The organism is Psychrobacter sp., assembly GCF_049295055.1.
GTDB lineage: Bacteria > Pseudomonadota > Gammaproteobacteria > Pseudomonadales > Moraxellaceae > Psychrobacter.
In genome coordinates this window covers 1-25,121 of the sequence record NZ_JBAQQF010000071.1, presented here as the reverse complement: position 1 = coordinate 25,121, position 25,121 = coordinate 1, and the positions used below count along the sequence as shown (strand labels likewise).

Genomic DNA, 25,121 nt, shown 5'->3' with positions numbered 1-25,121 from the left:
AAAAATATTAGGAATAATACTTATGACCGCCAATAACCATCAAGAAAATAACGATAACTTCAACAAAGATACGGATAACACCCAAGATAATACAGCCGCTATTATCAATCCGGAGCTAGCATTGGCAGCGGCTGCGCAAGTAGAAAAAGATAAATTGGAAAGTAGCCAACCAAGTCATGATGCCGTACCAAATATTGCGAATAACAAGGTAAAAGATGCCAGTCAGTTTGGTGAAGTCGCTGTTATTTACGGCGGCAGTGGTAATGAGCGTAGCGTCTCTTTAGACAGTGGTGCTGCCGTATTGCAAGCGCTACAAAATCAAGGCGTTGATGCCACCCATTTTGATCCTAAGCATCAAGATATTACTGAACTGCGTGATTATGATCGTGTGTTTAACGTCTTACATGGTCGCGGCGGCGAAGATGGTCTATTACAAGGCGTGCTGCAGTGGTTTGATATTCCGCAGACAGGTTCAGGCATTTTAGCATCGGCACTCGGCATGGATAAAGTGCGTACTAAGCAGCTGTGGCAAGGTTGTGGTTTATCAACCGCACCATTTTCATTACTTACCGCGGACACTGACTGGCAGCAAGTTGTCAATATGCTAGGGTTACCACTTATTATTAAACCGGTACACGAAGGTTCAAGTATTGGTATGACTAAGGTCAATCAACTTGATGAGCTGCCTGCTGCTTACGCTACTGCTGTGCAATGTGGTGATGTGGTGATGGCTGAGCGCTGGATTACCGGTCGCGAATTTACCATTGTTATTATTGATGATGAAGCGTATCCCGTCATCCGCCTAGAGCCTGCTGATATTACCAATTTTTACGATTTTGAAGCCAAATACAATCGTAACGATACAAGTTATTATATTCCTTGTGGTCTGAGCGCCGCTGATGAAAAACACCTGCAAGATTTAAGCTTGGCAGCGTTTCGTGCCGTCGATGCAAAAGGCTGGGGACGTATTGATGCGATGCAAGACGAAGCAGGTAACTTTTGGCTGCTAGAGATTAATACCGTACCAGGGATGACCAGCCATAGTTTGGTTCCGATGGCTGCTAAAGCTCGAGGGATGGACTTTGATAGCTTGTGTTGGCATATTCTAGCGCAGACATTATAACCACGTAACCACGTAACCACGTAACCACGTAACCACGTAACCAATTATCAAAAGCGTCAGTTTTTTGGCTTAATGATTGGTTAAAATGCCACACTGAGATACTGGCAGAAGAATACATTTAGTGTCTTAAGTATTGTTTTAGAGCAGATAGATAGCAGTATTAAAAAGAATAAATGTATCGCTAGGCCTGCTATACCATAGCTTCATGTAAACTTGTGTAAATTCGTTGCTAGTAGTAGGGGTTAGGCTATTGTTTAAAGGTAAAATGCGATAGTATTGTAATACTAGTCTATTTTAGTGATATTTATGCAACTCTCTGTTAAGTCATTCATTAGCTGAGAAAAATGTTACGTTTAAACGAACATAATCACATTTTATATAGCCTTTTAGACAATTAAATTGATAGCATGTCAATCGAATAGATTTCTGTGAACAGTAAAACAATAAGTAGGTTTACATTAGTACAAAGCATCATCAGTTTTATGCAATTATCAATCAGATATAAATATTCAGATATAAATAATTCAGGTATAAATATAGGGACGAAGTTTATTATGGCTCAAACTGTCAATGACGTAGCTGACTTGATGAGTGATAAAACCCGTCACCCAAAATCTAATTTTCAAGTACCGACTGCGGCTAAATATTTCTTTACGGCATTGGTGTTAGGGTTGTTAGTATTAATATTGATAATGGGCGGTAAAGCATTACGTGATGCGCCTCCTGCTGCTATCCACGTCAGCAACCAAGGATTGACGGTTACAGAATATCGAGCCCTACAGCAAGTTATGAACCAACAGAGTGTGAGTAGTTTTTTTACCTCTGATTTACAAGCGCTGCGAGACATTACGACCAATTTGGCTTGGGTCGACCAAGTGAGCATTAGCCGTGATTGGCAGCGTGGTATCGTGGTCACCGCATTACCCAAACAGGCAGTTGCAAATTTTGGTACTGAACGTTTGGTTGACGCGAAAGGCAGCGTTTTTGTTCCTGCTGACAGTAGAGACTTAACGCAAGAGCGCTTTGCGACTTTACAAGGTGATAGGGCTCAAGCGCCCGTTATTATGCAACAGATGCAGCAAGTAAACGATTGGTATACACCGCTTGATATGCAAGTTGCAGATATCATTCTGTCACCAAGAATGACTTGGTTGATTCGTTTTGATAATGGATTACGGGTTATCGTTGACAATGAGGATACCGCGCAAAAGCTGTTGAATTTAAGTCAGCTGCTTGCTAATCAATTAAGCAATCGCCGTGATCAGATACAGTCAGTAGACCTTCGTTACAAAAATGGATTTACCATTGCATGGAATATAGCGCCGCCACAAGATATAGCACCGTCACAAGATAATGAAACACCACCATAAAAAGTACATCAGAAATAAAATATTAAATTAGCAGCTAATACACTACATTTGTCTGCTTTATTAGTATAAAGAATTAACCTACGATATCATCGTTTGATGATAGCCCTTTTAATGATTTAATGGAGACATCATCTGGTCTCCTGTTTAGCGATAATTTGTCTGGTAACATGAAAAATACTGAAAATCTGGTTGTTGTCCATCTAAGTGCCACGGCAGTTTATGTCGTTATTGGCAGCGTTGTCTCTGCAAAAGACATTCGCATTATGGGTATTGGGCAAGTTAAAAATAGCGACTTTTATCAAGGTCAAATAAAACATCGCGAACGTTTGCAAGGTGCTATCAGACAAGCCATACAAGAAGCGGAAGACACCGCTAATTGTCGCGTGCATAGTGTGTGGTTAACGATGGCGACACCTGAACTATTGAGCAAAAATAGTATCGGTGATGTCCGAGTAGAAGACGAAGTCGTACGTGCCAAAGATATGGTGCAGGCATTATCGAATGCTAAATCGCAAGATTTGTCATCGGACTACTATTTGATGCATTGTTGCCAGCAAGGCATTTATATCGATAATCAAGAATTTATGGTAGATGACGCCATTGATATGGTAGCGCACAATATCAGCGTCATGTATCACATGATGATGATGCCGGTTTCAAGCCGTCAGAACATGCAAAAGCTATTGCAAAGCTGTGATGTTGGTATTGACCATATCGTTTTTGATGCAGTGACCAGTGCAGAATATAGTTTGATGAGTGAAGAGCGCCAACAAGGTGTTTGCTTGATTGACATAGGCGCTAGTACCACTAGTATTTGTGTTTATAAAGAAAATAAGTTGATTTTCACGCATTGCATCGCGACCGGTAGTCATGAAGTGACAATGGATATATCGGCAGATATGGGTATCTCTATGATAGAAGCCGAAAAGCTGAAAAAATCATATGGTACTGTTGATGTTAATAGCGTAGACCCAAGCTCCTTTTTCCTGTTTAAACCGCAAGGGTCGGGTGATGAGATTAATATTAATATTTATAATCTCGCTCGTATTATCGAAGCGCGTTATGAGCAAATATTTACCGAAGTGGTTCGCCAATTACATGAAGCGGATTTATTAGGCTATATTGATAAGGGGCTTGTGCTTTCAGGCGGTGGCAGTTCTATTAAAGGCATGATACCGTTTGCCAAAAAACTGCTTAAAATGCCAGTGGTACTGACTAACACCCATCCTGCCATTAGCGCTTATAACCATTTCGATAATGATGAATCTTTTAAGCAGCTAAATATTCAGGTTAATGATCGCGCTTATCAAACGGCATTTGGAACATTACTATATAGTCAGAGCGAGCAGTTTCGACGTAGTGAAAAAAGTGAGCCTGAAGCGATTCAAAAAAACCGTGTGACGGGTGTTTTTCAAAGTGCGGGGCAACGTTTTGCTAGTGTCCTAAAAAAGATATTATAATCCTGTGGGAATTCTGCTGACAAAATATTTATAATATGCAAATAAGTATTTTGCGATTAATACCCTACAACAATGTTAAAAGTAATACCCTGTACAATAACGACATATGCTGGCTAAGCTCCACTATTTAAGCCATTGCACTGTTCTATTTAAATACATTTATATATAGTAAGTCGATAGCGCGCCGTATGAGTGTGTTACCCATGTATCGACCATCACGCTATCTGCAACTGGAGAAACCTTTTTATGTCAAAATACACCATGCCAGATGACAACAAGCTTCAAAACAATGGCCAGGCAAGCTTCACTGTATTCGGTGTAGGCGGCGGTGGCGGTAATGCAGTTGAACATATGGTACAACAAGGGATTAAAGGGGTAACGTTTGTCTGTGCGAATACCGATAAACAGGCGCTTGATCGCTTGACGGCACCGCATAAATTGCAACTCGGCGCAAAAACAAACCGTGGTCTAGGCGCAGGAGCGAACCCAGAAGTTGGTCGTGAAGCCGCAGAAAGCGACGAAGAAGCGATTCGTGCGTTACTGGAACACTCAGATATGGTATTTATCACTGCTGGAATGGGTGGCGGTACGGGTACTGGTGCAGCACCAGTAGTTGCACGTATTGCCAAAGAAATGGAAGTGTTGACCGTTGCCGTAGTGACGACGCCGTTTAAGTTTGAAGGTGGTAAACGTATCAAGGCTGCTAAAGCAGGTATCGAGCAGCTTACCAACTTCGTTGACTCTATTATTACTATCCCAAATGATAAGTTAATGAGTGTTTACGGCAATATCTCTATGCAAGATGCTTTCAAAAAAGCGGATGATGTTTTGTTGCATGCGGTTCAAGGCATTGCCGAAACTATTGCTAGCGAAGGTATGATTAATATCGATTTTAATGATATCCGTACTGCAATGACGGCTAAAGGTCATGCGATGATGGGTATTGGTCGTGCCAGCGGTGATGATCGTGCGCGTCAAGCGACTGAAAAAGCCATTAGATCACCATTGCTTGATGATTTGCGTTTAGAGAATGCCAAAGGTCTACTCGTCAACGTAATTTCTTCTGAGTCTTTATCATTGGATGAGATGAGCAAAATCAGTGTCATAGTAGAAGAGATTACTGATATCGATGAAGCGCACATTTTCTATGGCTCTGTTATCGATGAAAAAATGGGCGACGATTTGCATGTGACCGTTATCGCAACGGGCCTGACCTTAGATGAGAATGCTGGTGAAGAACCGGAAGTAGTAGAGCAGCCTGTGCCATCTGTAAATAGTACCCAGCCTGTCGATCCAAGCTTGCATACGAGCGCTTTAAACAGTCAGAAACAGTCTCAAGCTCAATATCAAGAAAACCCAATCCGTTCGAATGCTGCTCCAGAGCAGACTAAAACTAAGACCAATAGCATTCAAGACTATCTTAAGCGTCAACAAAACAAATAGTCATTTATAAATAATTATCATTAAAAAAGCCAGCGCTCAATCGCTGGCTTTTTTTTTGCTTATTTATAACCACTGCCTATTTATAAAATGGGTTAAGTAGGAGCCATAAATGTCTATAAAAGAACATGCTAAAAAATTTTTAATGTAAGCCAATTGATAGGATAATGCGTCTCTAAAACTCACTATTTCGTAGCGATAAATCAATTATTGAGACATAAAAGTCAGCAATAATAGAGTTGTGATAAATGTTATCAATCAAAGATATAAGAAAATTAGTGCTTTTTAACGCTAGCGGAGCAGGGGCGGGTAATGCTACACTATGCCAATTGTAACAAAATATGTGAGAAGACAGCCATGAACCAACGAACCATAAAAACAGCAATAGCCGTTACAGGTACTGGTCTTCATAGTGGTCAACCTGTTGATTTAGAGTTTCATCCGCAGCCAGTTAATACCGGAATCGTTTTTGAGCGTTCTGATATTGCCGGTAGCATGCCCATCCCTGCTAGCGCATTTTTGGTACAAGATACCATGATGTCATCAAATCTTGTATTTGGTGGTACACGTGTGGGTACAGTTGAGCATTTGCTAAGTGCGATAGCTGGGCTTGGGGTTGATAATCTATTAGTCCGTGTGTCGGCATCTGAGATACCGATTATGGATGGCAGTGCAGCTCCCTTTGTGGGGTTGTTATTACAAGCAGGTTTCCGTGAGCAAGATACTTTAAAGCGATTTATTAAAATCGTACGCTCGGTACGTGTCAAAGTTGACGATAAATGGGCAGAGCTACGTCCTTATGAAGGATTTGAGTTAAATTTCGAAATTGATTTTGACCATCCTGCTATTGATAAAAATTTCCAACATGCACAGCTACAGTTTTCTACCCAAAACTTTATTGAGCAATTAAGTTCAGCGCGTACTTTTGGTTTCTTACGCGATATCGAGACCTTGCGTCAAAATAATTTGGCATTGGGAGGTAGCATGGACAATGCTATCGTCATCGATGAAGCAAATATCCTTAATAAAGAAGGATTGCGTTTCAATGATGAGTTCGTCCGTCATAAAATTTTAGATGCGCTTGGCGACTTATATTTAATTGGTTATCCGATTTTAGGGCGTTTTAATGCTTATAAATCTGGTCATGCATTGAATAATTTATTGGTACGTGAGATTTTATCAGATCGTGATAACTTTGAAATTGTAACATTTGATGACAACGTAACTTGTCCTATCGAATATTTACCTTTGAATAACCTAACTGTTGAAGTATAAATACAGGGTTATACACGAAGTATCGAAACAATTACGCAATATTACATAAATCGGTTATAAGTAAGGTCGAATAATATTCGTTTAAATGGATGCTTTCCTAATAGTTTTATAAGAAACACGCTACATAGTAGGTAAGGTAAAAGCTGTAGAGAATAAAAAAATCATCTGTTAGTGGTATTCATAATATGAATGGCACTAACAGATGATTTTTTTTGTTTATGAGATTACAAAAACCTAGCGCTAGCGGTGTCGATTACTGGTTTTACTTACATAACTTTACAATAGATATTGATGTTTTTTACTGACTGGCTAAGCGTAAAAGTGCTTTTTTAAGATTTTCATCAGTGGTGACACACTCTGCAGCCTGTGATATAGTCCGCTTTATGTTTTGGCTAAAGGCCTGATTTTCATGGGCTTTAAGAGGCTTTGATAAGGGTGCTGACAACGCTGATGATGATTTGTAATGATGATTATCAGCAGATATCTTGGCTACTACAACGCGAATTTGCTTGAGTTGTCTAAATGTAATCGACTGCTCTGTTAACACTTGCAGATAAGCACTTTGTAAATAGCGGATATGGTTGGCAGCAGTCATTGAGCTGACACTGAGTATTAATTGCTCGGAGGTTAAGCCCACGACCCAACAGTTACTGAGGATTTCCTCTGGTAGACAATCTACCAAAAGCGCTTTTACTTCAGTAGTTGCCTGTATATATAAACGCATATCGTCAGCAAGAGTTTCAGGTAGTGCGCTACCAGCAAAAGCTTGATGATCAATAAGTTTAGCAAGTCGGTTAGGTTGTTTTTTTGACATTGTCATCACTCATCTAAAACGATTTAAGAGGTATATGACTAAGCTGTTAATAATTTCAGCGTTCGTCATTGAAGAAACAAGAGTGAGCTGTTGTACCAAAGATTTTATCATGTTTGTCTCATGATTATATTTTCCAAACTAATTCATGCTTTGTCACGGATGACGAGCAATCCCATATTCACAATAGGTAGTAAATTTATGAAACAAGCTTTATTAATTTTATCAGTATTGGGAATGGGTGTGGCACAAACGAGTGGTGCTGCCGAAACAACCTTTCAATCAAATAATACCTTGAGTCATACCATCACAAATATCTCTGCTTCTGCGAACTATGGTTCGAGTCGTAATATCTATAGCACTAACAGCGGCGCTTATGTGTCTAGCAATGATGAAATCAGCCAAGCAATCGATAATTTAAGTGCGCATGCAAAACAGAAAGAATATCAGCTTGCATCGCTAACCAGTCGTTTGTCTTATGAGCAGCGTCAGCAGCAAGTAAGTTCAGTTCCAGATCGTTATTCTGCTCCTGCTATTGCAGCAGCAAATGCATCACGAGTCGCTTTATCTAACAGCTCTGGTTACTGTGCTCGTTACGTACGTAAAGCGCTACAATCAGCTGGCTACGAATTTACCCCTAACCCGTCAGCTTATCAATATGCCTCTCGTGGTACCCTGTCACAAGCAGGCTTTAGCAAAATTAGTAACAATATGCAGACCCAAGTTGGTGACGTTATTGTTTATGATCGTAGCTCTAGACGTCCACATGGCCATATCCAAATATTTGATGGTAATAACTGGGTATCTGATTTCCGTCAAAACGGTATCAGTCCATATAGCGGTGTTAATAGCTATACAACATGGCGTGATTCAAAATACGTTGACGATGCCTCAGACCGTGGTATTTACCTTGCAATGGCTGATAAATAAGCATCAGTTAAACCCTTTCTCCGGACTCAGTAATGTTCTTTATGACATTACTGAGTTTTTTTATGTCCTAAATAAAGCAGTTTCTTAATTTAAGGCTTTTACTTGTCAAGGGCTGCCTGCCCATTAAAAGGTGTCCAATATTGACGATTATGGAAGTCAGGCGGCGATGCATGTTTGGGTGCGAAGTATAAAGCCGTGTCACCAAAGTATAAAATGACACAAGGATGGATGTATTCTATGATAGTGTCGTTGGTACAAGCGGTTTCATTGAACAGTTGGTTTAATGGCATTCTAAAGCTGCGCTCGTAGTGATATAGCTTAGAAGATATATTTTTAGGAGCTAATGCTTCAGATACTGAGGTTTTAGGTAACGAGTTTTCAGCTGCTGTCGATGCATGGCTATAAGCTTTAGCATCTATTTCGGTTTCTAGTAACGGTATTTGCCGCTTTGAGGTATCAGTCCAATTGATAGAAGCGCGTGTCTGTCCATCTGCTTGCAGTAGAGGGTTTGGCGGAAGTGTCGCAGGGTTACGATAGCTCTTAAACTGATAGAGTGCATAACGACCGTCAGGGCTTGCGTTCACCTCGATATAATTGGTTACTTCATCAGTGTTGGTTGTATTGTTATTATTTATCAAACGGTCTTTATTAACTAAACAACCTGCTAAGAAGCACTCAAGACAAGTCTGTTCCCATAAATAATCGGTAAAGCCTACTTGTGAAGACTGCCACGTTGGCCAATTCAATTGAGCGGCTAAGGACTTAAAAGGCAGCGTTACATAATAGTGCAACTGCAAACAGGCTTCAGGCTGTTGCATGAGGGTTGCGCTTACCCGCACTTGAATACGTTTTAAATCTTCTACCGTCACGCCAAGTTGCTGTGCGTCCTGTGTCAAGGTTTCAGTCGCTAGGCACAAATCAAAAATCTGGCTCATATTCTTATTACCCAAAAATAATTGATAGCATAAAGTATGATATAGCTGATAACGAATATCACATATTAAATAGTGAACTATAAATGACATAAAAGCCGCGAGCAAAGGTGCATCGCGGCTTTTACAATTTACCGTCATGATCAGTCTATAAGATAAAACTGTACGGTATGCTAGAACTTAAACTAAGTAGTTAGTTATTTATTAACTACTACGCATTACGCGCTAAGTTTGACAGCTTAGGATTGGCATTTGGGTTTTTGCGTAGCAATAGCGCCATACGACCAATTGAGTGAATCAAAGTTGCCTTCGCAGTAGCAGCAAGCTCAGCGCCGATGACATCACGCTCTTCCTTGGTACCAGCAGGCAGTTTTACTTTAATAAGTTCATGATCTGATAAGGCGCGATCAATCTCTTCAATGATGCTTGGCGTGACACCTTTGTTGCCAATCATGACAATCGGTTTGAGATCATGACCAATGCCTTTCAGGCGTTTAATAGTAGCGTTATCAAGTTGCATAGAATTCCTAGTGTTTATTAAAAATAAAAGATAGTACGAGTGAGAGCAATTAATGACCATTATAGATAATCTATGACTATCTTGCATAAGATCAGCAGGATTCTGCACGATTTTACGTGATGAAAATGTTAAACTGCATTTATGAGCACATTATAAACGCTACGGTCTCATAAAGCAGTGTTTTCACTAAGAAAATTTGACTGCTTAACAGTCTAAGATAGATGAACGCTTTAATTAATCGCGTAGTTAGAATACTTAAGTACGTATTAAAAGTGGTTTATCAAAAAATTAGTTAATAGAAGACTGATTAATAGACGTTTATGAGTATTTCGCAAAATTATGGGAGCAGGAATTTTGGCCACACGTATTGAAAACAAAAAATTGTCAAAGAGCAGTAGTGCTTGGATGAAAGAGCACATTGACGATCATTATGTGCAAAAGGCTCAAAAAGATGGCTATCGTGCCCGCGCTGCTTATAAATTACTTGAGATTAATGAAAAAACCAACCTGATTAAAAGAGGTATGACGGTTGTCGATTTGGGTAGTGCGCCTGGTAGTTGGTCTCAAGTCGCCGGTCAGCTGGTCGGTGAAAAAGGCATATTAATTGCTTCTGATATTTTGTCGATGGATACTTTGCCAGACGTTACCTTTATTCAAGGCGACTTTCGCGAGCCAGAAGTGTTTGACCAGATTATGGCGGAAGTAGGTGATAGACAGGTCGATGTGGTTTTATCTGATATGGCGCCTAATACTGCCGGTAATAGTGCAATCGATCAGCCGCGTATGATGTATTTATGTGAGCTTGCGGTTGATTTCGCGCTTGCAACCTTACCAGAAGGTGGCGCGCTTATTATGAAAGTGTTTCAAGGTGAAGGTACACAGGAATTACGCAAGCAGATGCAGCTTGATTTTAGTAAAATCCGTAGTATCAAACCGGGCGCTTCACGACCACGCTCAAAAGAGATGTTTTGGATTGCTATCAAATAGCTTTAACGTCAATAAGTTGCGATAATATTACGTGAGATAATGTGTCATCATAGAATGTATTTATGATTAAATGAAAAGCGCTACAATCGTTAACTGAATAAATGTGAAAGCTGCTTGAATTATTCAAGTTCATACCACATATAATGCTATATTAACTTTGTTTTAAACCTATATTTAAGTACTTTTCTGAATGATTTGTTAAGTACTTATGTTTTTAGCAAAGTCGTCTGACCGTAAGCGCCTTATAAACTCAGTTATCTATGGTTATTGTGCATATTTATAGAAATTATTTTTCCAGTAAGGATGCGAGGTTGTTTTTATCACCTCTGTTTTGGACGAATAAGCGATAATTTGCCAATAGCTCTTGAATAGCGAGACATACGTTTATATATAGACGTCACGTGTTGAGTAAACACACCAATAAGTAAGGGATGGGAATAACTAGTGAGCGACATGGTAAAAAATACCTTATTGTGGCTGGTGGTAATCGGCGTTTTAGTGCTGGTGTTTAGCGGCTTTGATAAATCATCTGAGCCGGATAGCCTTAACTACTCTGAATTTGTGACCGCTGTGTCAGAAAATCAAGTAGCCAGTGTTGAAATTGATGGCGAGCAAATCATCGGCGAAAAGAAAAATGGCTCAGCTTTTGAGACCATTAGACCAGCTGTGGCTGACGAGCAGCTCATGCCACTATTGCGCGAGAATCAAGTTGAAGTGCAAGGCACAGCGCCTAAACGCCAAAGTGTCATGATGCAATTGCTGATAGCCAGTTTCCCAATTCTATTGATTATTGGTCTGTTTTTATTCTTTATGCGTAACATGCAAGGTGGCGCTGGTGGTAAAGGCGGCGGACCAATGAGCTTTGGTAAATCGAAAGCTAAAATGTTGACCGAAGACCAAATCAAAGTGAGTTTTGAAGATGTGGCTGGCTGCGAAGAAGCCAAAGAAGAAGTGGTGGAAGTGGTCGAGTTTTTGCGTGATCCTGACAAATTCACCAAACTTGGCGCTACGATTCCACGTGGTATCTTAATGGTCGGTCCTCCAGGTACGGGTAAAACGCTACTAGCAAGAGCCATTGCTGGTGAAGCGAAAGTACCGTTCTTTTCAATTTCGGGTTCTGACTTTGTTGAGATGTTTGTGGGTGTTGGCGCATCACGTGTTCGTGATATGTTTGAACAAGCGAAAAAGAGCGCACCTTGTATTATCTTTATTGATGAGATTGATGCGGTCGGTCGCCACCGTGGTTCCGGTATGGGCGGCGGTAACGATGAACGTGAGCAGACGCTGAACCAATTATTGGTTGAGATGGATGGTTTTGAAGGTAATGAAGGCGTTATCGTCATCGCTGCAACCAACCGTGCCGATGTGCTTGATAAAGCGCTATTGCGTCCGGGTCGTTTTGACCGTCAGGTTCAAGTTGGCTTGCCAGATATCAAAGGTCGTGAGCAAATTCTTAAAGTCCATTTAAGAAAACTGCCTAATACCATTGGTGTTGATGCCAACGCTCTTGCCCGCGGTACACCAGGATTTAGTGGTGCGCAGCTGGCCAACCTTGTAAACGAAGCGGCATTATTTGCGGCTCGTCGTAACAAGAAAAGCGTTGATATGAATGACTTTGAAGATGCTAAAGATAAGCTGTATATGGGTCCTGAACGTAAATCGATGGTTATACGCGAAGAAGAACGCCGCGCTACCGCTTACCACGAAGCAGGTCATGCTTTAGTTGCTGAGCTGTTACCGGGTACCGATCCTGTGCATAAGGTAACTATTATGCCACGTGGTTTTGCCCTTGGTGTTACTTGGCAGTTGCCTGAGCACGATCAGACCAGTTTATATAAGTCGAAGATGCTGAGTGATATTGCTATCTTGTTTGGTGGCCGTATTGCGGAAGAAGTATTTATCCATCAAATGTCAACGGGTGCTTCAAACGACTTTGAGCGTGCAACCAAAATGGCGCGTGCTATGGTGACTAAATATGGTATGTCAGACGCATTAGGCATCATGGTGTATGAAGATGATGACAGCTCGCAAGGCTATTTTGGTGGTGGTACTCGTACCATATCAGAAGCCACGCAGCAAAAGGTCGATGAAGAAGTACGCCGTATGTTAGAAGAGCAATATGACATCGCTCGTGAATTGATTGAAGGCAACCAAGAAAAAATGCATGCCATGGTTGAAGCTTTGATGAAATGGGAAACGATTGACCGCGATCAGTTGCAAGATATCCTAGCGGGTGAACAACCTCGTCCGCCAAGGGTTTATCAGCATAATGAAGTGAACTTGTCGAAAGGCGATGTGAAAACAGTGGGAACGACGCCTCCGCCATTACCAGCGATGTAATATTTAATTCATTAATATTCAATATAAAAAGCCCTTTTTAAAAAGGGCTTTTTTGTTTTCTTTATTTTATGCAGGTTTTAGAATCGTATAAGATTTACTGCTATCATAAGCTACTCTTTAAGAGCGTTTTTTCAATCTTTTATAAAATGGATGGGTTATGTCATTATTCCAACCTTTACCTGCCTATACGGTGACCAGTCGCGATAAAATTTTAGACCTATCACAACCTCATATTATGGGTATTCTTAATGTAACACCAGATTCATTTTCTGATGGTGGACAGTTTAATGCGATCGATAAAGCGGTTGCTCATTGTCAACAAATGGTAGAGGCTGGTGCAACCATTATCGATATTGGTGGTGAATCTACGCGACCAAATGCAGATGCTGTGGCGACTGATGAAGAAATACAACGTGTTATACCCGTTGTGCAAGCGATCAGACAATGCTGTGGTGATAGTATTTGGCTGTCCATTGATACCAGTAATCCAGCGGTTATGCAGGCAGCTTTTGAGGCAGGTGCTGATATTTGGAATGATGTGCGGGCGCTTAAACGTGCAGGTGCAGCAGCGCTGGCAGCTCAGCTTGATATACCAGTTATGCTGATGCATATGCGCGGCGAGCCAACGACCATGAATAATCTGGCGCAATATGATGATGTCATTAATGAGGTACAGACTGAGTTAGAGGCACGTATCGATGAAGTCATCAGTATGGGTGTCAAACGTGAAAAAATAATTATCGACCCCGGTTTTGGTTTCGCTAAAAACTATGAGCATCACTGTGCATTATTAAGTCAGCTTAAAAGATTGCAAACACTTGGGCTGCCGATGATGTTTGGTATTTCACGCAAGCGATTTTTGGCAGAAGTGCTGACTAAAACCGGTGTGCATGCGCTTGCTACTACCCAACCGCCCGAGCGTGATACGGTAGGTACTGTTGCGGGTATCTTTGCGCTTCAGCAGGGTGCTAGTATTATTCGTACTCATAATGTCGCTATGATGCAGCAAGCCGTGGCATTATGGAGCCAGTTATCTGCACATGATAAATCCTAATGGCAATAATTAAATGGCTATAATTAAATGCTGAAGATTAAAAATAGGTTTCTTTTCTGATAGTTATTTCTAACAATACAACTGCTGCACTTTAATAGTTATCTAAATACAATCTAAATATAATGTAAACCAATGAGAATATCTTTATGATAATTACAAACCAACCAGAGCCAACTAATGAGCAGCGTCGCATTATTTATCAAGCACGTCGCGGTCTTAAAGAGTTGGACTTTTATTTTGACCCATATATCAAAGAGATATACCTAACGGCTGCACCTGCAGAACAAGAAAAATTTGCTCAAATGTTGACTCATGAAGATCCTGATTTATTAGATTATTTCACCAACCAAAATCGTCCAGAAGATGAGGCGATGTGGGAATTAGTCAATAAGATTAAGACATGGCGCCATAGCAAAAGTTTGGTTTAATAACTTAAAGAATTATTCGAATACAAATAATTTTCATCTGCCGTTTAAATCGCATGAGATTATCTTCTGATAGTCAAATCAGCTTTAAACAAGCTCTGTGAATTAAAAGTATGCTGCGGTATCCAAATATGACAACGCTAACCTCGCTACGTATCGACACCGCTATTAAGGCTATGAGCTATTGGCGCATGATATTTTATAGCGTCCTAGCCAGTGTAATGATTACATTGGCAGCGCTTGCTTCATTGTCACTATGGCAATATGTTTTCATACTAATCATTAGCGCTGCAATCATAATCTACTTAGCATTATCACGACCCATCCTATTACATATAAGCCAACCACCACTTGATAAGAGCATTTATCAAAATTGGCAACTGTTGGTACGTACGGGCCGCGGGGATGCATTATGGCAAGCAGAGCTTAATACGCTCGCTCATTATCGCTGGGTCATATGCTTTGATTTTATTATTATAGAACCCTATCGACGTCGTTTATCTGTGGCTGTATTTCGTGATCAAGTCAGCGCTGAGCAATGGCGAGAGTTGACTATCTTGGCCAATATGATTGCTAGCAAAACCGCTTAGATAAAGATCACTTAATTTTACGGCTTCTACTCATTTATTCACTTTATCTTATAATGTCAAACTATCTACTACATGTCATAACAAAATGCCTATCTAGAGAGAGAAAGAGATTTGATATATTAGACTCAATCGTTAAAAGTGGTTTACAAGATGTTGATTAACGATGCTGTAATTGATGATACATACAGTAATTGTTATTTCTATCAGTAACCTATTTTGACGATGAATTTTATTATAATAAAAAGGAATAAATTATGAGTTTACTAGGGAATTTAGTGAGTCAGGTGGTACGTAGCGCAATGGACCCAGAAGATGCGCAACGTAATCCAGTCAACCAACGCATCAATCCGCGTCGTACTGGTGGGTTAGGTGATATATTGGGGGGTGTATTAGGCGGTGGTAATCAACCAAGTGGTTATAACCCGCAGCAATACGAGCGCCGCTCAGATAATGGCTTTGGTTTAGATGATATCATCGGTGGCTTAACAGGCGCTAATCAGCGTGGTGATATGAATTCAGGTTCTGGTGGCCTTGGTGATATCTTAGGTAGCGTATTGGGCGGTCAGGCTATGGGTGGCCAAAAAAGAGGCGGCTTTGGTGGTAAAGGAATGCTCATTGCTGCCCTCATGCCGATGGTACTCAGTTGGATCAAACGTAATGGTGGGTTAGGTGGTGCATTATCGAAGATTACCGGCATGGGTTATGAAAACCAAGCGCGTTCTTGGATGAGTAATCAGGAGGTTAACGATAACCTTGATCCTAATGAGATCAACCGTTTATTTGATGATAATGAAATCCAGCAAGTAGCCGCGCACACGGGCGCTAACGAGATGGAAGTACGCCAAGGTTTGGCTGAGCTGTTGCCTGAAGTAATGAATCAGCTAACGCCAAATGGTAACTTAGACAATGAACCTGAAGCCAATGAAGAAATTGAGCAAATTATTAATCAGTTATCTAGCCGTTTAGGGGCGTTAAAATAAAATAGTTTTTTAATTAATATTTTTTACGGTGGCACGGACAAAAAAAGAGAGTACATGTAAATGTGCTCTCTTTTTGTCTAAAATATAATAAACAGTAAGTATAAACAGATAACATTCTATTATGACGGTCAATGTCAAAACGATTAAAAACGTTCATCTAAATTATCTAACGTATAATTAAGGGCTTGAAAGCAAATATCGGTATTAAAGCCACGATATTGTAAAAAACGCAGTTGCTTCGCTTTGTCTTTTTGCTCAGTAGGTATATCGTTACCATATTTTTTGGTACGGGCAGTGACCGCTAGTTTAAGCCAGTCTACGCCTTCGACTAAATTATCAGCGCTGTCATCTATAAATTCGCTAAACTCTTCGGATTCTGTATTGGCCATGTCAATCAGCTCATCGATATTATCTGGCATGGCAATTTTTTTACGATAGAATTCCTGCTTAATATGTCCACGCCCACGTCCTTTACGAATGCTTTCACGGATAAGCATGAGGGTCGTACGGTAATCGCTTTGATAGCCTTTTTCTTCAAACTCATCGAGTAATGCGTCTATTTTATCCGGGTCTTGTTCTTTATCAATCAGCTTTTGCTTGAGCTCGGCTTTACCATATTCGCGCCGTGACAAATAATAAAAAGCCAACCAACGTAAGCGGCTTTCTGCTTTGATGGCATCGACCTCCGCTTGCCGTTGCTCAGGCGTGCGTAGATAAGCTTTAAGTGCAGAGGGTAGGTTATCAATTCGACTATCCGTTTCACTGTCATTAGTAAGCGATACGGCAGAAAAATATTCTGAACTTTCTAAATATCGCCCAACGTCAGCCTGATTAGAAGAGTCGCTATTGTATTGATCGCCATGAACATTGTATTTTACTTCTGCCAGCATCTCTTTAATGCTTTGCGCTTCTGGTGGCTGATAAACAGGCACATCATTAGGTTCAGCAGTAAATCTAGCAGCTGGGTGGAAAGTTTTTTTACGTTTTTTAGACTTGAAAGGTTTTTTTATAGGAGAGGGTAGCGCGTCAATCGATTCTATATTAAAAGTAGAGTCGTTATTTACTGAGTTTTTATTTACTGAGTCGTTAGCTGATGAGTAGTCTTTACTTGGATAGATAGAGCGTTTGCTAGTTTTATGAGGCTTTTTAGGCGAACCTTTATATGAGTGTTTAGACGCTTTTTTTGGTTTAGTATCAGTATTACCAGCTGAGTCGGCGTCCGACTCAGCTAGAATTTCAGCTAAGGTTTTAATTTCCATAATAAATCATAGTTACTTATAACAATTAATCATTAAACCGTTATTGTGCAGGTTCAGAGGCCAGTTCTTCGTTAGCTTCAACAAGATCTGCTTCCTTACCGTCTTTTTTGGGACCAAGCTTTTCAGCACGAATCTTAGCTTCAATCTCTTGAGCAATGGCAGGGTTTTCTTTTAAGAACAGCACAGAGTTGGCTTTACCTTGACCGATTTTTTCATCGCCATAGCTATACCACGAGCCTGCTTTTCCAACTGCACCAATCTCAACACCCAAATCGATAACTTCAGCTAAATGGTTGGTACCTTCGCCATAAGTAATCTCAAACTCAGCTTGGCGAAATGGCGGTGCCATTTTGTTTTTGATAACCTTGACACGGGTTTGGTTACCAATGATTTCATCGCCATTTTTAACCGCACCGATACGGCGAATGTCCATACGTACTGAAGCGTAGAATTTGAGCGCATTACCACCGGTTGTGGTTTCTGGGCTACCGAACATAACACCGATTTTCATACGAATTTGGTTAATAAACACGACCATACAGTTTGAGCGTTTGGCATTACCAGTGATTTTACGTAAGGCTTGGCTCATAAGACGTGCTTGCAGGCCCATATGTGAATCGCCCATCTCGCCTTCAATCTCTGCACGCGGCGTCAAGGCTGCTACCGAGTCAATAACGATCATATCGATCGCACCTGAACGTACCAACATATCGGTAATTTCAAGCGCTTGCTCGCCATTATCAGGCTGTGAGAGTAGCAATTCATCAGTATTCACACCAAGCTTGCGTGCATAGACCGGATCTAAGGCGTGCTCAGCATCGATAAAGGCACAAACACCGCCTTGTTTTTGGCATTCTGCAATTGCCTGCAAAGTCATAGTGGTTTTACCTGAGCTTTCAGGGCCGTAAATCTCAACAATACGACCTTTTGGCAGACCACCAATACCAAGTGCAATATCTAAACCCAATGAGCCAGTCGATACCACATCGACATCAAGTGCTGCTGAGTCATCACCTAAATGCATAATGGTATTTTTACCAAACTGCTTTTCGATTTGAGCTAATGCAGCTTTAAGGGCTTTGGCTTTATTTTCGTCCATGCAGGACTCCTTGTTATTAATTATTGATTCGGAACAGTAAGTATTATTGCTATCACAAACTGCTTACTCAATGCTATCAATCACGACTTTAATCGTCAGTAGGATGTGTTTTTGAGCAAGGTTAGGGTAGGCTGTAATATTAGGTTTTAGACAGTGACATCGAATATATCACTCTACTATACAGTAAAATTAAGTGATGAGAAAAGTAAAAAAAAGTTCATAAATACTGATAAACGTAATATTTATTGATAGATTCGGCATTTAATTATCAGTGAATACTTCTTTATACCACTCTTGTTTAGATAGGTAATTATAACAAAATCCAAGTCAGATTATTAGACCAGTAAGAGGCTAAGCGACACATGGTGTCGTATAGTATAAGGACGAACTCTGTATAAAATAGAGCTTTTTTAGCTTAAATTTTGAAATTGATAACAGAGCTGTTTGTCAATGAGTTTATGAGTTGTCCACAACAAATAAAATAATTTTATTTATCCTGTGTGAAACATCTGAGCAGATAAAATTAATATTAAAAATATTAAAAATAAATTACTTTCTTTTTAAACGATAGGTAAGTTATTGATATTAAAAGTTTTTTAAATTGTACAAAAAATGAACGATTTTACCTTATCCTTTAAGCTGCCTAGGGAAATTCTTGTCAAGTGGCGACTTATACACAGGGTTATCCACAGCTTATGGGGAGAACTCACGAAGCCCTTATAGTATCAATGCTTGCGCAGATAGGAAATGTCATAGAGTAGTCAATTATTAGGGATTTCTATTTTTGCAAATTTAAATTTATCAATAATTTGCTTGGTAATCACTATGTTTCACGTAAGGACAGGCGACTTATTTTTTTATAAAAATATTCTAGCTTCTGAAAGTAGATAGGAAAGCAGGCTGAACTGTATATAGACCTCTATAAAACAGGCGCTTGTACTATCATTATCATAAAAATAATAGTGATAAAAATGATAGCTATAAAGATAATAGCCATGAAAAAGCGGCTAAGACACTTATAAATAATTATAAGTGTCTTAGCCGCTAGATGGGGAGCTGCTACGTTAAAGATTATCGCTATCAGTCTTTACTGTAGATTAAATCCCATACGCCATGTCCACTCTTTATACCGCGGCGCTCGAATTTGGTCATTGGACGAAAGTCAGGACGGTCAGTGAAGTTGCCTGTGCCCGCTTGATTAGTTAAGCCTACAAAACCATCTAAAACTTCTACCATCCAAAAAGCATAATGCTCCCAGTCGGTAGCGGTATGGAACCAGCCGCCTTGTTTTAAACTGCGAGTTAGGATTGCCATGCGTTCAGGGCTGACGAAGCGACGTTTATAGTGACGCTTCTTTTGCCATGGGTCAGGAAAATATAGCTGAATGCGATCGATATGGTTCTCTGGTAACTGCTTTAGCAATTGAATGGCATCACCGTTGATAATTTTGACATTGGTTAAGCCTTGGGTGCCTGCCATATAAGCGCATTTGCCGATACCTGGTTCATGTACTTCGACGCCAACGAAGTTACGGCTAGGCTCTGCTACTGCCATCTCGATGAACGAATCACCGAGTCCAAAGCCAATCTCTAAGGTAAGTGGGGCATCTTTACCATTAGGACTATCAGTGAATAACTCACGCAAATCATCGATGCCATCAAGATTGCCATCGCCAAAACTGTTATTCACCAAATAATGAGCAAATTCTGGCGCAGTCAAGGCTAGTTCGGCATTTTTATTCATGTGTGTACGGCGTTTCATAAACGTATTGACGATACGAATATGTTTGTCATTTTCTGAAACGGCACTGGTGTCGGCAGGAGCGGCAATACTAGCATCAGCTACTTGGTTTATATCGTTTGGACTATCGGTATTAGAAGGTTGGCTCATAAGATTACTAAGGCTTTATAAAGTTGCGAATATGAGCGTATTATAGGTTAAATCTGAGCAAGTGTGAACGTTGAATCATAAGGCATCTGCTAATTCTCTCAAGTCATCCTAAATCTCAACGCATAATTTTAAACCTGCGCTGATGATATCGTCGATAGGAATTTTAACATTACTAGAGAGTGAATCTGTTTTAGGTTTTTCGGTATCTTTAGGAACATCGAGCCAGACAGCATCTTCTGGGCTTAATGATTTTATTTGAGGTTTATCGGAGCCTACGTTTGAATCAGCATTAAGAATATAACCTTCTCCAGTAGGTGTTGTCATAGAAACGATTGATTTATGATTGATGTCATCACACCTTATGACCACACTTTCAACAGTAAATGGCCACTGTCCTACAAAGCTATTTTTATCAAAAACCAGCTCATTACGATAAGGGTCAGAGATTGAACTGATATTAGCAATAATGACTGTTAAAGCGATACCGATTAGTGCGGTAATAGCGAGGATTGATAGTATTATATGACGTTTACGTTTAGACATAAGGGGGTTGCTGATCGTTTAATGATAAGAGTCTAGACACTCTATGATTGGCTTTTGCATAAGTTTATACTAAATAAATACGGTAAATATGGAATTCTAATGAAGAATATAAAGGTTGGATTTGACATGATGGTTCACTATGATGCGAGAGTTTTACTATAATCATCAATACGCTTTTTATTGAGAGCTTACTGCTATGTTATTTATCGAAACGGATACACCGCCCCCTTTTTATCAAGAAAAACTGACCTCTGTCAGACGTACGCAATTGGACAAATGGTTTATCAGTAATCGTAGCCAGCGTTATTATTTAAAACGCTTTGAGCAATTTGATAAACAAGGCTATCTCTCACCAAAATGGCATTGGGCGGCATTTTTTGTGACCTTTCCGTGGCTGCTATATCGTAAGCGCTATATGGATGCGATCGTCTATAGCGTGGCAGGATGGTCATTTATCCAGCTCAATGTTGCTTTGGTATTGGTTACTGTTGAATTTTTAGCCATGCCTTATATTGCTGATGCTTATCAGATGGCGATACGAGCAGGCATCGCTGCGATCATTTGGCTATTTTGGTCGTTTATGGTCGCACGCTGGACGGACGCTTATTATTATCGGATGGCACGGCGTGAGATTGCCGATGCTATTGATGACTATCCGCAAGATGAGCGTTTGCAACAAGCGCATTTGCGCCGAGAGGGCGGGGTCAGTTTATTCGGACTAGGTTTGGGCTTTGGGTTTTTTGCCTTTGCTCTAATGGTGATAAAAGTGCAGTTTTTGCCTATTGTCGCGAAACCAAAAGCAAATGAGGTACTCTTTGATGCCTATGATACGGCCAAAACTGCACAGAATCGCGTGGCGCTGACGTATCAGCAAACAGGGCAATGTCCAATCAATCTAGCTATCAACACCGGCACGCAGCAAGTACGTATTGATATTGATAATAAAGCAGCGGGGGTAGTAGAAACCGACTGTGCCGTTGTTGCGACGATTCAGAATGTTAAGTTTCCTATACGCTATCTCAATGGTCATAACCTGGTGTTTTATCATGTGCCAGGCGCTGATAATTGGGAATGTATAAGTTCGCTGAATAAAAAGCAAGCGCCTGAAAATTGCAGCGCTGAGTAGCGTTTTATAACGCTTAGTTTTTAGAATCAGTCGCGATATGGTCTTTATCATCGATTGGTATGGCTTGGCTTTTGAGCGCCTCATAAAAATCGCTCAAATCCATTTTACGCGCTTTATCGATATCTTCATCAAATAAGCTCTCTAGCTCTGCCATCGCTGATTGGGCTGATTCAATCATACTGGCTTCATCGTCATAGATAGCTTGTTGGCGTTCAATCAAATCATCATCATAGTCGCGGAAAGTTTTTACCGTTTCGCGTGCCTTTTCCGGTGAGATACCGAGCAGCTGTAGCGATTCACGTGACATATCTAAAGAAGTTAAATAAGTCTCACGCCAAATATGACGAACGCCTACCTCACGTAGACGATAATAATGCTGGCGATCACGCGCTCGTGCCAAGACAACCAGATCTGGATAGTTTTTACGTAGATATTGAGCGGTGGTGATAGAGCGTTCTAAATCATCGATAGCAAGAATAAATACACGTGCTTTTTTGATGCCAGCCGCACGTAATATCTCAGGGTTTTTTGGATCGCCATAGTAGACTTGGTTACCAAACTTACGGACGAAATCGACTCGATTTGCAGAACGCTCAATCGCTGTAAACTCGATATTGTGCATGCGCAGTACACGACCAATAATCTGCCCAACTCGCCCAAAACCAGCGATAATTACCTGATGCTCGTGGTCTGGAATTGTATCGTATTCGCGACTTGGTTTACTTTTTGCAAATAATGGCTCACCTATTTTTTCTAATAATAAGAATGCCAGTGGCGTGAGTGCCATAGAGATGGTCACGACAAGGTTCAAGGTATTGGCAAGCTCAGGTCGCAAGACGTTTTGTGCCGTTGCTACACTAAACAAGACAAAGGCAAATTCACCGCCTTGGGCGAGGGTAACACCTAGTCTGATGCTGGTCGGCCAGCGATTGCCTGATATTTTTGCAATGGCGGTAATAACACCAAACTTGATAAACATCAGCGCCATCGCACAGCCGATGATAAAGATGGGTTTTGCTAATATCAATTTCACATCCGTCAGCATGCCGACCGACATAAAGAATAAACCTAATAGCAGGCCTTTAAAAGGCTCAATACTGGCCTCTAGCTCATGACGATATTCAGAATCCGCCAACAATACGCCCGTCAGAAATGCGCCTAATGCCATCGATAGACCAATCTGACCCATCAAAATAGAGACGCCCATTACGATAAATAGCGCGACTGCTGTTAATAACTCTGACGCTCCACTTGAGGCTACAAATTTAAAAAACGGGCGAACGACATAACGACTGGCGAAAATGAGTCCGGCAAAAACAGCAAATACCTTGCCAAAATAAATCAAATCATAGCTTTGTTCGCGCACCCCTGATAAAAAAGGAATGACGGCTAATAAAGGAATAACAGCAATGTCTTGGAATAATAAAATTGTAAAGGCTTCACGGCCATGGGTGCTCGACAGCTGCTGCTTTTCAGTCAATATCTGTAGTACAAATGCAGTAGACGAGAGGGCGAGGCCAAAGCCGACGATGAATGCGGTATCGAGTGGTAAGGCGAAGAATTGATGTGAGAGCCACATTAATAACGTGCCAGTTAGACCAACTTGTAGACCGCCCAACACAAATATAGAACGGCGTAGTGCCCATAATCGTGAGGGCTGCAGCTCAAGCCCAATGATGAATAGCAGCATCACCACACCAAACTCAGAAAAATGTAACAAACTTTCGGCATCGCCTGCTACGTCTAGCACACTTGGACCCAATATCAGTCCTGTGATCAGATACCCTAAGACTGTCGCAATACCGAAGCGCTTACCAAGTGGTACAAACAGCAGCGCTGCTCCCAAGAAGATTGTAGCTTGTAACATTAAATTTGGTGAGCCGGCGGCGGCAGCGAACATCTGGAATCCTTAGCAGTAACGATAAAATGAGTAGTAAAGCAGAATTATAACAACAATAAAAAATATTTTAACATAGGTTATTTTTTACGATAAATCTTCCATACGCCATTATCTGCCAGCGGATTGCTATAAGCATCGTTGCGGCGCTTACGCGGTGTCTGTCGACTATCTACGATTTTAAAATCGGGTAGGGCATGCACGATGAGTCCAGTCCGATAAAATCTTACCCGTTCAGGCTCCAACATCTCGCCTTTATTATCACGGCAAAATACATAAGCACGCAAGTCAATAAACTCACGGTGGGCGACCAAACGCGCTTCATCATCATTGTCAAAAACCGCTGTCATACGCTCAATATCATCAGCGCTATAATCACCGCATTTATCCGTAAGTGCACCGACCGAGCCAAAGCTTTTTGATTCCTTAGCTCGGGTTTTGGTCAGATGCAGCCTTTGAACATGATACATAAACTGCGGTATTTCAAGGCTGGCGGGCAAAGGTAGATAATCAGGTGCTAAATTGGCAGCGGGGTAAAATGCCAGCGCGCGCTCAAGTAGATTATGCCAACGTTGCTGATATGCTTGGACTTCTGCTAAATTTCCTTCATAAATAGGCATATCACGAACTTGAAGTAAAATATCAGGTGGAAACTGCTCATTCCTAAAGCTCGCAATGTCTTCTTGCAGCGTTGATAGCAAAACTTTGGCGTGTTTTTTGCCATCTTTTGAAATAGAGTCGTCGATATAATCAGGGGCGACAAAAGGCGCTGAACGTCTAGACATGGCAGAAGGTCATCCATTGGTTGCAAATTGGGCGGTTCAGTTTTAAGTATACAGAATTTATATTAAAGATATGACCGCGCTTCTAAATTTCCCATCATTTTTAACATGCCATTACAATGATAAAAGTCAGCGTGATATAAGCTTATTTAAAATAAATGTATAGTCAATCCCACTTAAAAGTGTTATAAACTAATTATCAAATCTAATTGTTATTATAAAGACCATGACTTACTCACTAGATTTTCGTAGACAAGTTCTCAAAAGTATAGATGACGGCATGACCTA

22 protein-coding genes are annotated in these 25,121 nt (G+C 40.7%); 13 read left to right on the top strand and 9 right to left on the bottom strand.

Going from position 1 to position 25,121, the window contains the following annotated elements; all coding sequences use genetic code 11:
* Positions 1 to 22 precede the first annotated feature (22 nt).
* From WAZ74_RS10640 to lpxC, 5 genes are all read left to right on the top strand, one after another.
* Complete coding sequence (locus tag WAZ74_RS10640) at positions 23 to 1,123, top strand: D-alanine--D-alanine ligase (protein ID WP_422308277.1); 1,101 nt, start codon at positions 23 to 25, stop codon at positions 1,121 to 1,123.
* A 554-nt stretch (positions 1,124 to 1,677) separates the two neighbouring features.
* The gene (locus WAZ74_RS10635) at positions 1,678 to 2,493 is read left to right on the top strand and encodes a cell division protein FtsQ/DivIB (RefSeq protein ID WP_422308276.1); all 816 of its coding nucleotides are present in this window, start codon (positions 1,678 to 1,680) and stop codon (positions 2,491 to 2,493) included.
* Between the two features lie 167 nt (positions 2,494 to 2,660).
* Positions 2,661 to 3,953 (top strand): cell division protein FtsA, encoded by a 1,293-nt coding sequence (gene ftsA, locus WAZ74_RS10630; protein ID WP_422308275.1) that lies wholly within the window; start codon positions 2,661 to 2,663, stop codon positions 3,951 to 3,953.
* Positions 3,954 to 4,199: 246 nt separating this feature from the next.
* A complete protein-coding gene (ftsZ, locus tag WAZ74_RS10625; RefSeq protein ID WP_422308274.1) occupies positions 4,200 to 5,396 on the top strand; it encodes a cell division protein FtsZ in 1,197 nt (398 codons plus the stop codon).
* Positions 5,397 to 5,750: 354 nt separating this feature from the next.
* The gene (gene lpxC, locus WAZ74_RS10620) at positions 5,751 to 6,668 is read left to right on the top strand and encodes a UDP-3-O-acyl-N-acetylglucosamine deacetylase (RefSeq protein WP_422308273.1); all 918 of its coding nucleotides are present in this window, start codon (positions 5,751 to 5,753) and stop codon (positions 6,666 to 6,668) included.
* A 298-nt stretch (positions 6,669 to 6,966) separates the two neighbouring features.
* On the opposite strand, the gene WAZ74_RS10615 is transcribed toward lpxC, so the two are convergent.
* Positions 6,967 to 7,482: a hypothetical protein gene (locus WAZ74_RS10615; RefSeq protein ID WP_422308272.1), complete on the bottom strand. Its 516-nt coding sequence runs from the start codon at positions 7,480 to 7,482 to the stop codon at positions 6,967 to 6,969.
* A gap of 198 nt (positions 7,483 to 7,680) precedes the next feature.
* On the opposite strand from WAZ74_RS10615, the gene WAZ74_RS10610 reads away from it, so the two are divergent.
* Positions 7,681 to 8,409, top strand: a complete 729-nt coding sequence (locus WAZ74_RS10610) for a CHAP domain-containing protein (RefSeq protein WP_422308271.1) — start codon at positions 7,681 to 7,683, stop codon at positions 8,407 to 8,409.
* 98 nt (positions 8,410 to 8,507) lie between these two features.
* Here WAZ74_RS10610 and WAZ74_RS10605 read toward each other — a convergent pair whose 3' ends face one another.
* Together WAZ74_RS10605 and WAZ74_RS10600 are read right to left on the bottom strand one after the other, a co-directional pair.
* Positions 8,508 to 9,344: a hypothetical protein gene (locus WAZ74_RS10605; protein ID WP_422308270.1), complete on the bottom strand. Its 837-nt coding sequence runs from the start codon at positions 9,342 to 9,344 to the stop codon at positions 8,508 to 8,510.
* Between the two features lie 208 nt (positions 9,345 to 9,552).
* Positions 9,553 to 9,861, bottom strand: coding sequence for a YhbY family RNA-binding protein (locus WAZ74_RS10600; protein ID WP_201562055.1), 309 nt, complete (start codon positions 9,859 to 9,861; stop codon positions 9,553 to 9,555).
* 354 nt (positions 9,862 to 10,215) lie between these two features.
* On the opposite strand from WAZ74_RS10600, the gene WAZ74_RS10595 reads away from it, so the two are divergent.
* The 6 genes from WAZ74_RS10595 (at position 10,216) to WAZ74_RS10570 (ending at position 16,237) form a co-directional block, all read left to right on the top strand.
* Positions 10,216 to 10,848 carry an RlmE family RNA methyltransferase gene (locus tag WAZ74_RS10595; protein ID WP_422308269.1) on the top strand — a complete coding sequence of 211 codons (633 nt, stop codon included), beginning with the start codon at positions 10,216 to 10,218 and terminating at the stop codon, positions 10,846 to 10,848.
* Between the two features lie 444 nt (positions 10,849 to 11,292).
* Positions 11,293 to 13,188, top strand: coding sequence for an ATP-dependent zinc metalloprotease FtsH (gene ftsH, locus WAZ74_RS10590; RefSeq protein WP_422308268.1), 1,896 nt, complete (start codon positions 11,293 to 11,295; stop codon positions 13,186 to 13,188).
* 157 nt (positions 13,189 to 13,345) lie between these two features.
* Entirely contained in the window at positions 13,346 to 14,242 is an 897-nt protein-coding gene (gene folP / locus WAZ74_RS10585; protein WP_422308267.1) for a dihydropteroate synthase, read from the top strand.
* A 146-nt stretch (positions 14,243 to 14,388) separates the two neighbouring features.
* On the top strand, positions 14,389 to 14,670 hold the full coding sequence (locus WAZ74_RS10580) for a succinate dehydrogenase assembly factor 2 (RefSeq protein ID WP_422308266.1): 282 nt from the start codon (positions 14,389 to 14,391) through the stop codon (positions 14,668 to 14,670).
* Positions 14,671 to 14,798: 128 nt separating this feature from the next.
* Positions 14,799 to 15,257 (top strand): hypothetical protein, encoded by a 459-nt coding sequence (locus tag WAZ74_RS10575; protein WP_422308265.1) that lies wholly within the window; start codon positions 14,799 to 14,801, stop codon positions 15,255 to 15,257.
* Positions 15,258 to 15,511: 254 nt separating this feature from the next.
* The gene (locus WAZ74_RS10570) at positions 15,512 to 16,237 is read left to right on the top strand and encodes a YidB family protein (protein WP_422308264.1); all 726 of its coding nucleotides are present in this window, start codon (positions 15,512 to 15,514) and stop codon (positions 16,235 to 16,237) included.
* A 143-nt stretch (positions 16,238 to 16,380) separates the two neighbouring features.
* On the opposite strand, the gene WAZ74_RS10565 is transcribed toward WAZ74_RS10570, so the two are convergent.
* The 4 genes from WAZ74_RS10565 to WAZ74_RS10550 form a co-directional block, all read right to left on the bottom strand.
* Entirely contained in the window at positions 16,381 to 17,496 is a 1,116-nt protein-coding gene (locus WAZ74_RS10565; RefSeq protein WP_422308263.1) for a regulatory protein RecX, read from the bottom strand.
* A 40-nt stretch (positions 17,497 to 17,536) separates the two neighbouring features.
* On the bottom strand, positions 17,537 to 18,595 hold the full coding sequence (gene recA, locus WAZ74_RS10560; RefSeq protein ID WP_422308262.1) for a recombinase RecA: 1,059 nt from the start codon (positions 18,593 to 18,595) through the stop codon (positions 17,537 to 17,539).
* 1,080 nt (positions 18,596 to 19,675) lie between these two features.
* Positions 19,676 to 20,485 carry a tRNA (guanosine(46)-N7)-methyltransferase TrmB gene (trmB, locus tag WAZ74_RS10555; RefSeq protein ID WP_422308261.1) on the bottom strand — a complete coding sequence of 270 codons (810 nt, stop codon included), beginning with the start codon at positions 20,483 to 20,485 and terminating at the stop codon, positions 19,676 to 19,678.
* Between the two features lie 108 nt (positions 20,486 to 20,593).
* Positions 20,594 to 21,028 carry a hypothetical protein gene (locus WAZ74_RS10550; protein WP_422308260.1) on the bottom strand — a complete coding sequence of 145 codons (435 nt, stop codon included), beginning with the start codon at positions 21,026 to 21,028 and terminating at the stop codon, positions 20,594 to 20,596.
* A 196-nt stretch (positions 21,029 to 21,224) separates the two neighbouring features.
* Here WAZ74_RS10550 and WAZ74_RS10545 point away from each other — a divergent pair, with 196 nt between their 5' ends.
* Positions 21,225 to 22,154, top strand: coding sequence for a DUF2628 domain-containing protein (locus tag WAZ74_RS10545; RefSeq protein ID WP_422308259.1), 930 nt, complete (start codon positions 21,225 to 21,227; stop codon positions 22,152 to 22,154).
* Between the two features lie 13 nt (positions 22,155 to 22,167).
* Here WAZ74_RS10545 and WAZ74_RS10540 read toward each other — a convergent pair whose 3' ends face one another.
* Both WAZ74_RS10540 and WAZ74_RS10535 read right to left on the bottom strand, forming a co-directional pair.
* Positions 22,168 to 24,054 carry a monovalent cation:proton antiporter-2 (CPA2) family protein gene (locus WAZ74_RS10540; protein ID WP_422308258.1) on the bottom strand — a complete coding sequence of 629 codons (1,887 nt, stop codon included), beginning with the start codon at positions 24,052 to 24,054 and terminating at the stop codon, positions 22,168 to 22,170.
* A 77-nt stretch (positions 24,055 to 24,131) separates the two neighbouring features.
* Positions 24,132 to 24,836 (bottom strand): hypothetical protein, encoded by a 705-nt coding sequence (locus WAZ74_RS10535; protein WP_422308257.1) that lies wholly within the window; start codon positions 24,834 to 24,836, stop codon positions 24,132 to 24,134.
* Positions 24,837 to 25,121: the final 285 nt, after the last annotated feature.

Coding starts and splice junctions, on each gene's coding strand:
- WAZ74_RS10535 (WP_422308257.1), bottom strand. CDS start 24,836: ATGTCTAGACGTTCAGCGCCTTTTGTCGCCCCTGATTATATCGACGAC.
- WAZ74_RS10605 (WP_422308270.1), bottom strand. CDS start 9,344: ATGAGCCAGATTTTTGATTTGTGCCTAGCGACTGAAACCTTGACACAG.
- WAZ74_RS10635 (WP_422308276.1), top strand. CDS start 1,678: ATGGCTCAAACTGTCAATGACGTAGCTGACTTGATGAGTGATAAAACC.
- trmB (WP_422308261.1), bottom strand. CDS start 20,485: ATGAGCCAACCTTCTAATACCGATAGTCCAAACGATATAAACCAAGTA.
- ftsA (WP_422308275.1), top strand. CDS start 2,661: ATGAAAAATACTGAAAATCTGGTTGTTGTCCATCTAAGTGCCACGGCA.
- WAZ74_RS10545 (WP_422308259.1), top strand. CDS start 21,225: ATGTTATTTATCGAAACGGATACACCGCCCCCTTTTTATCAAGAAAAA.
- recA (WP_422308262.1), bottom strand. CDS start 18,595: ATGGACGAAAATAAAGCCAAAGCCCTTAAAGCTGCATTAGCTCAAATC.
- WAZ74_RS10550 (WP_422308260.1), bottom strand. CDS start 21,028: ATGTCTAAACGTAAACGTCATATAATACTATCAATCCTCGCTATTACC.
- WAZ74_RS10580 (WP_422308266.1), top strand. CDS start 14,389: ATGATAATTACAAACCAACCAGAGCCAACTAATGAGCAGCGTCGCATT.
- WAZ74_RS10615 (WP_422308272.1), bottom strand. CDS start 7,482: ATGTCAAAAAAACAACCTAACCGACTTGCTAAACTTATTGATCATCAA.
- WAZ74_RS10540 (WP_422308258.1), bottom strand. CDS start 24,054: ATGTTCGCTGCCGCCGCCGGCTCACCAAATTTAATGTTACAAGCTACA.
- lpxC (WP_422308273.1), top strand. CDS start 5,751: ATGAACCAACGAACCATAAAAACAGCAATAGCCGTTACAGGTACTGGT.
- WAZ74_RS10610 (WP_422308271.1), top strand. CDS start 7,681: ATGAAACAAGCTTTATTAATTTTATCAGTATTGGGAATGGGTGTGGCA.
- WAZ74_RS10640 (WP_422308277.1), top strand. CDS start 23: ATGACCGCCAATAACCATCAAGAAAATAACGATAACTTCAACAAAGAT.
- WAZ74_RS10600 (WP_201562055.1), bottom strand. CDS start 9,861: ATGCAACTTGATAACGCTACTATTAAACGCCTGAAAGGCATTGGTCAT.
- ftsZ (WP_422308274.1), top strand. CDS start 4,200: ATGTCAAAATACACCATGCCAGATGACAACAAGCTTCAAAACAATGGC.
- WAZ74_RS10565 (WP_422308263.1), bottom strand. CDS start 17,496: ATGGAAATTAAAACCTTAGCTGAAATTCTAGCTGAGTCGGACGCCGAC.
- WAZ74_RS10575 (WP_422308265.1), top strand. CDS start 14,799: ATGACAACGCTAACCTCGCTACGTATCGACACCGCTATTAAGGCTATG.
- folP (WP_422308267.1), top strand. CDS start 13,346: ATGTCATTATTCCAACCTTTACCTGCCTATACGGTGACCAGTCGCGAT.
- WAZ74_RS10570 (WP_422308264.1), top strand. CDS start 15,512: ATGAGTTTACTAGGGAATTTAGTGAGTCAGGTGGTACGTAGCGCAATG.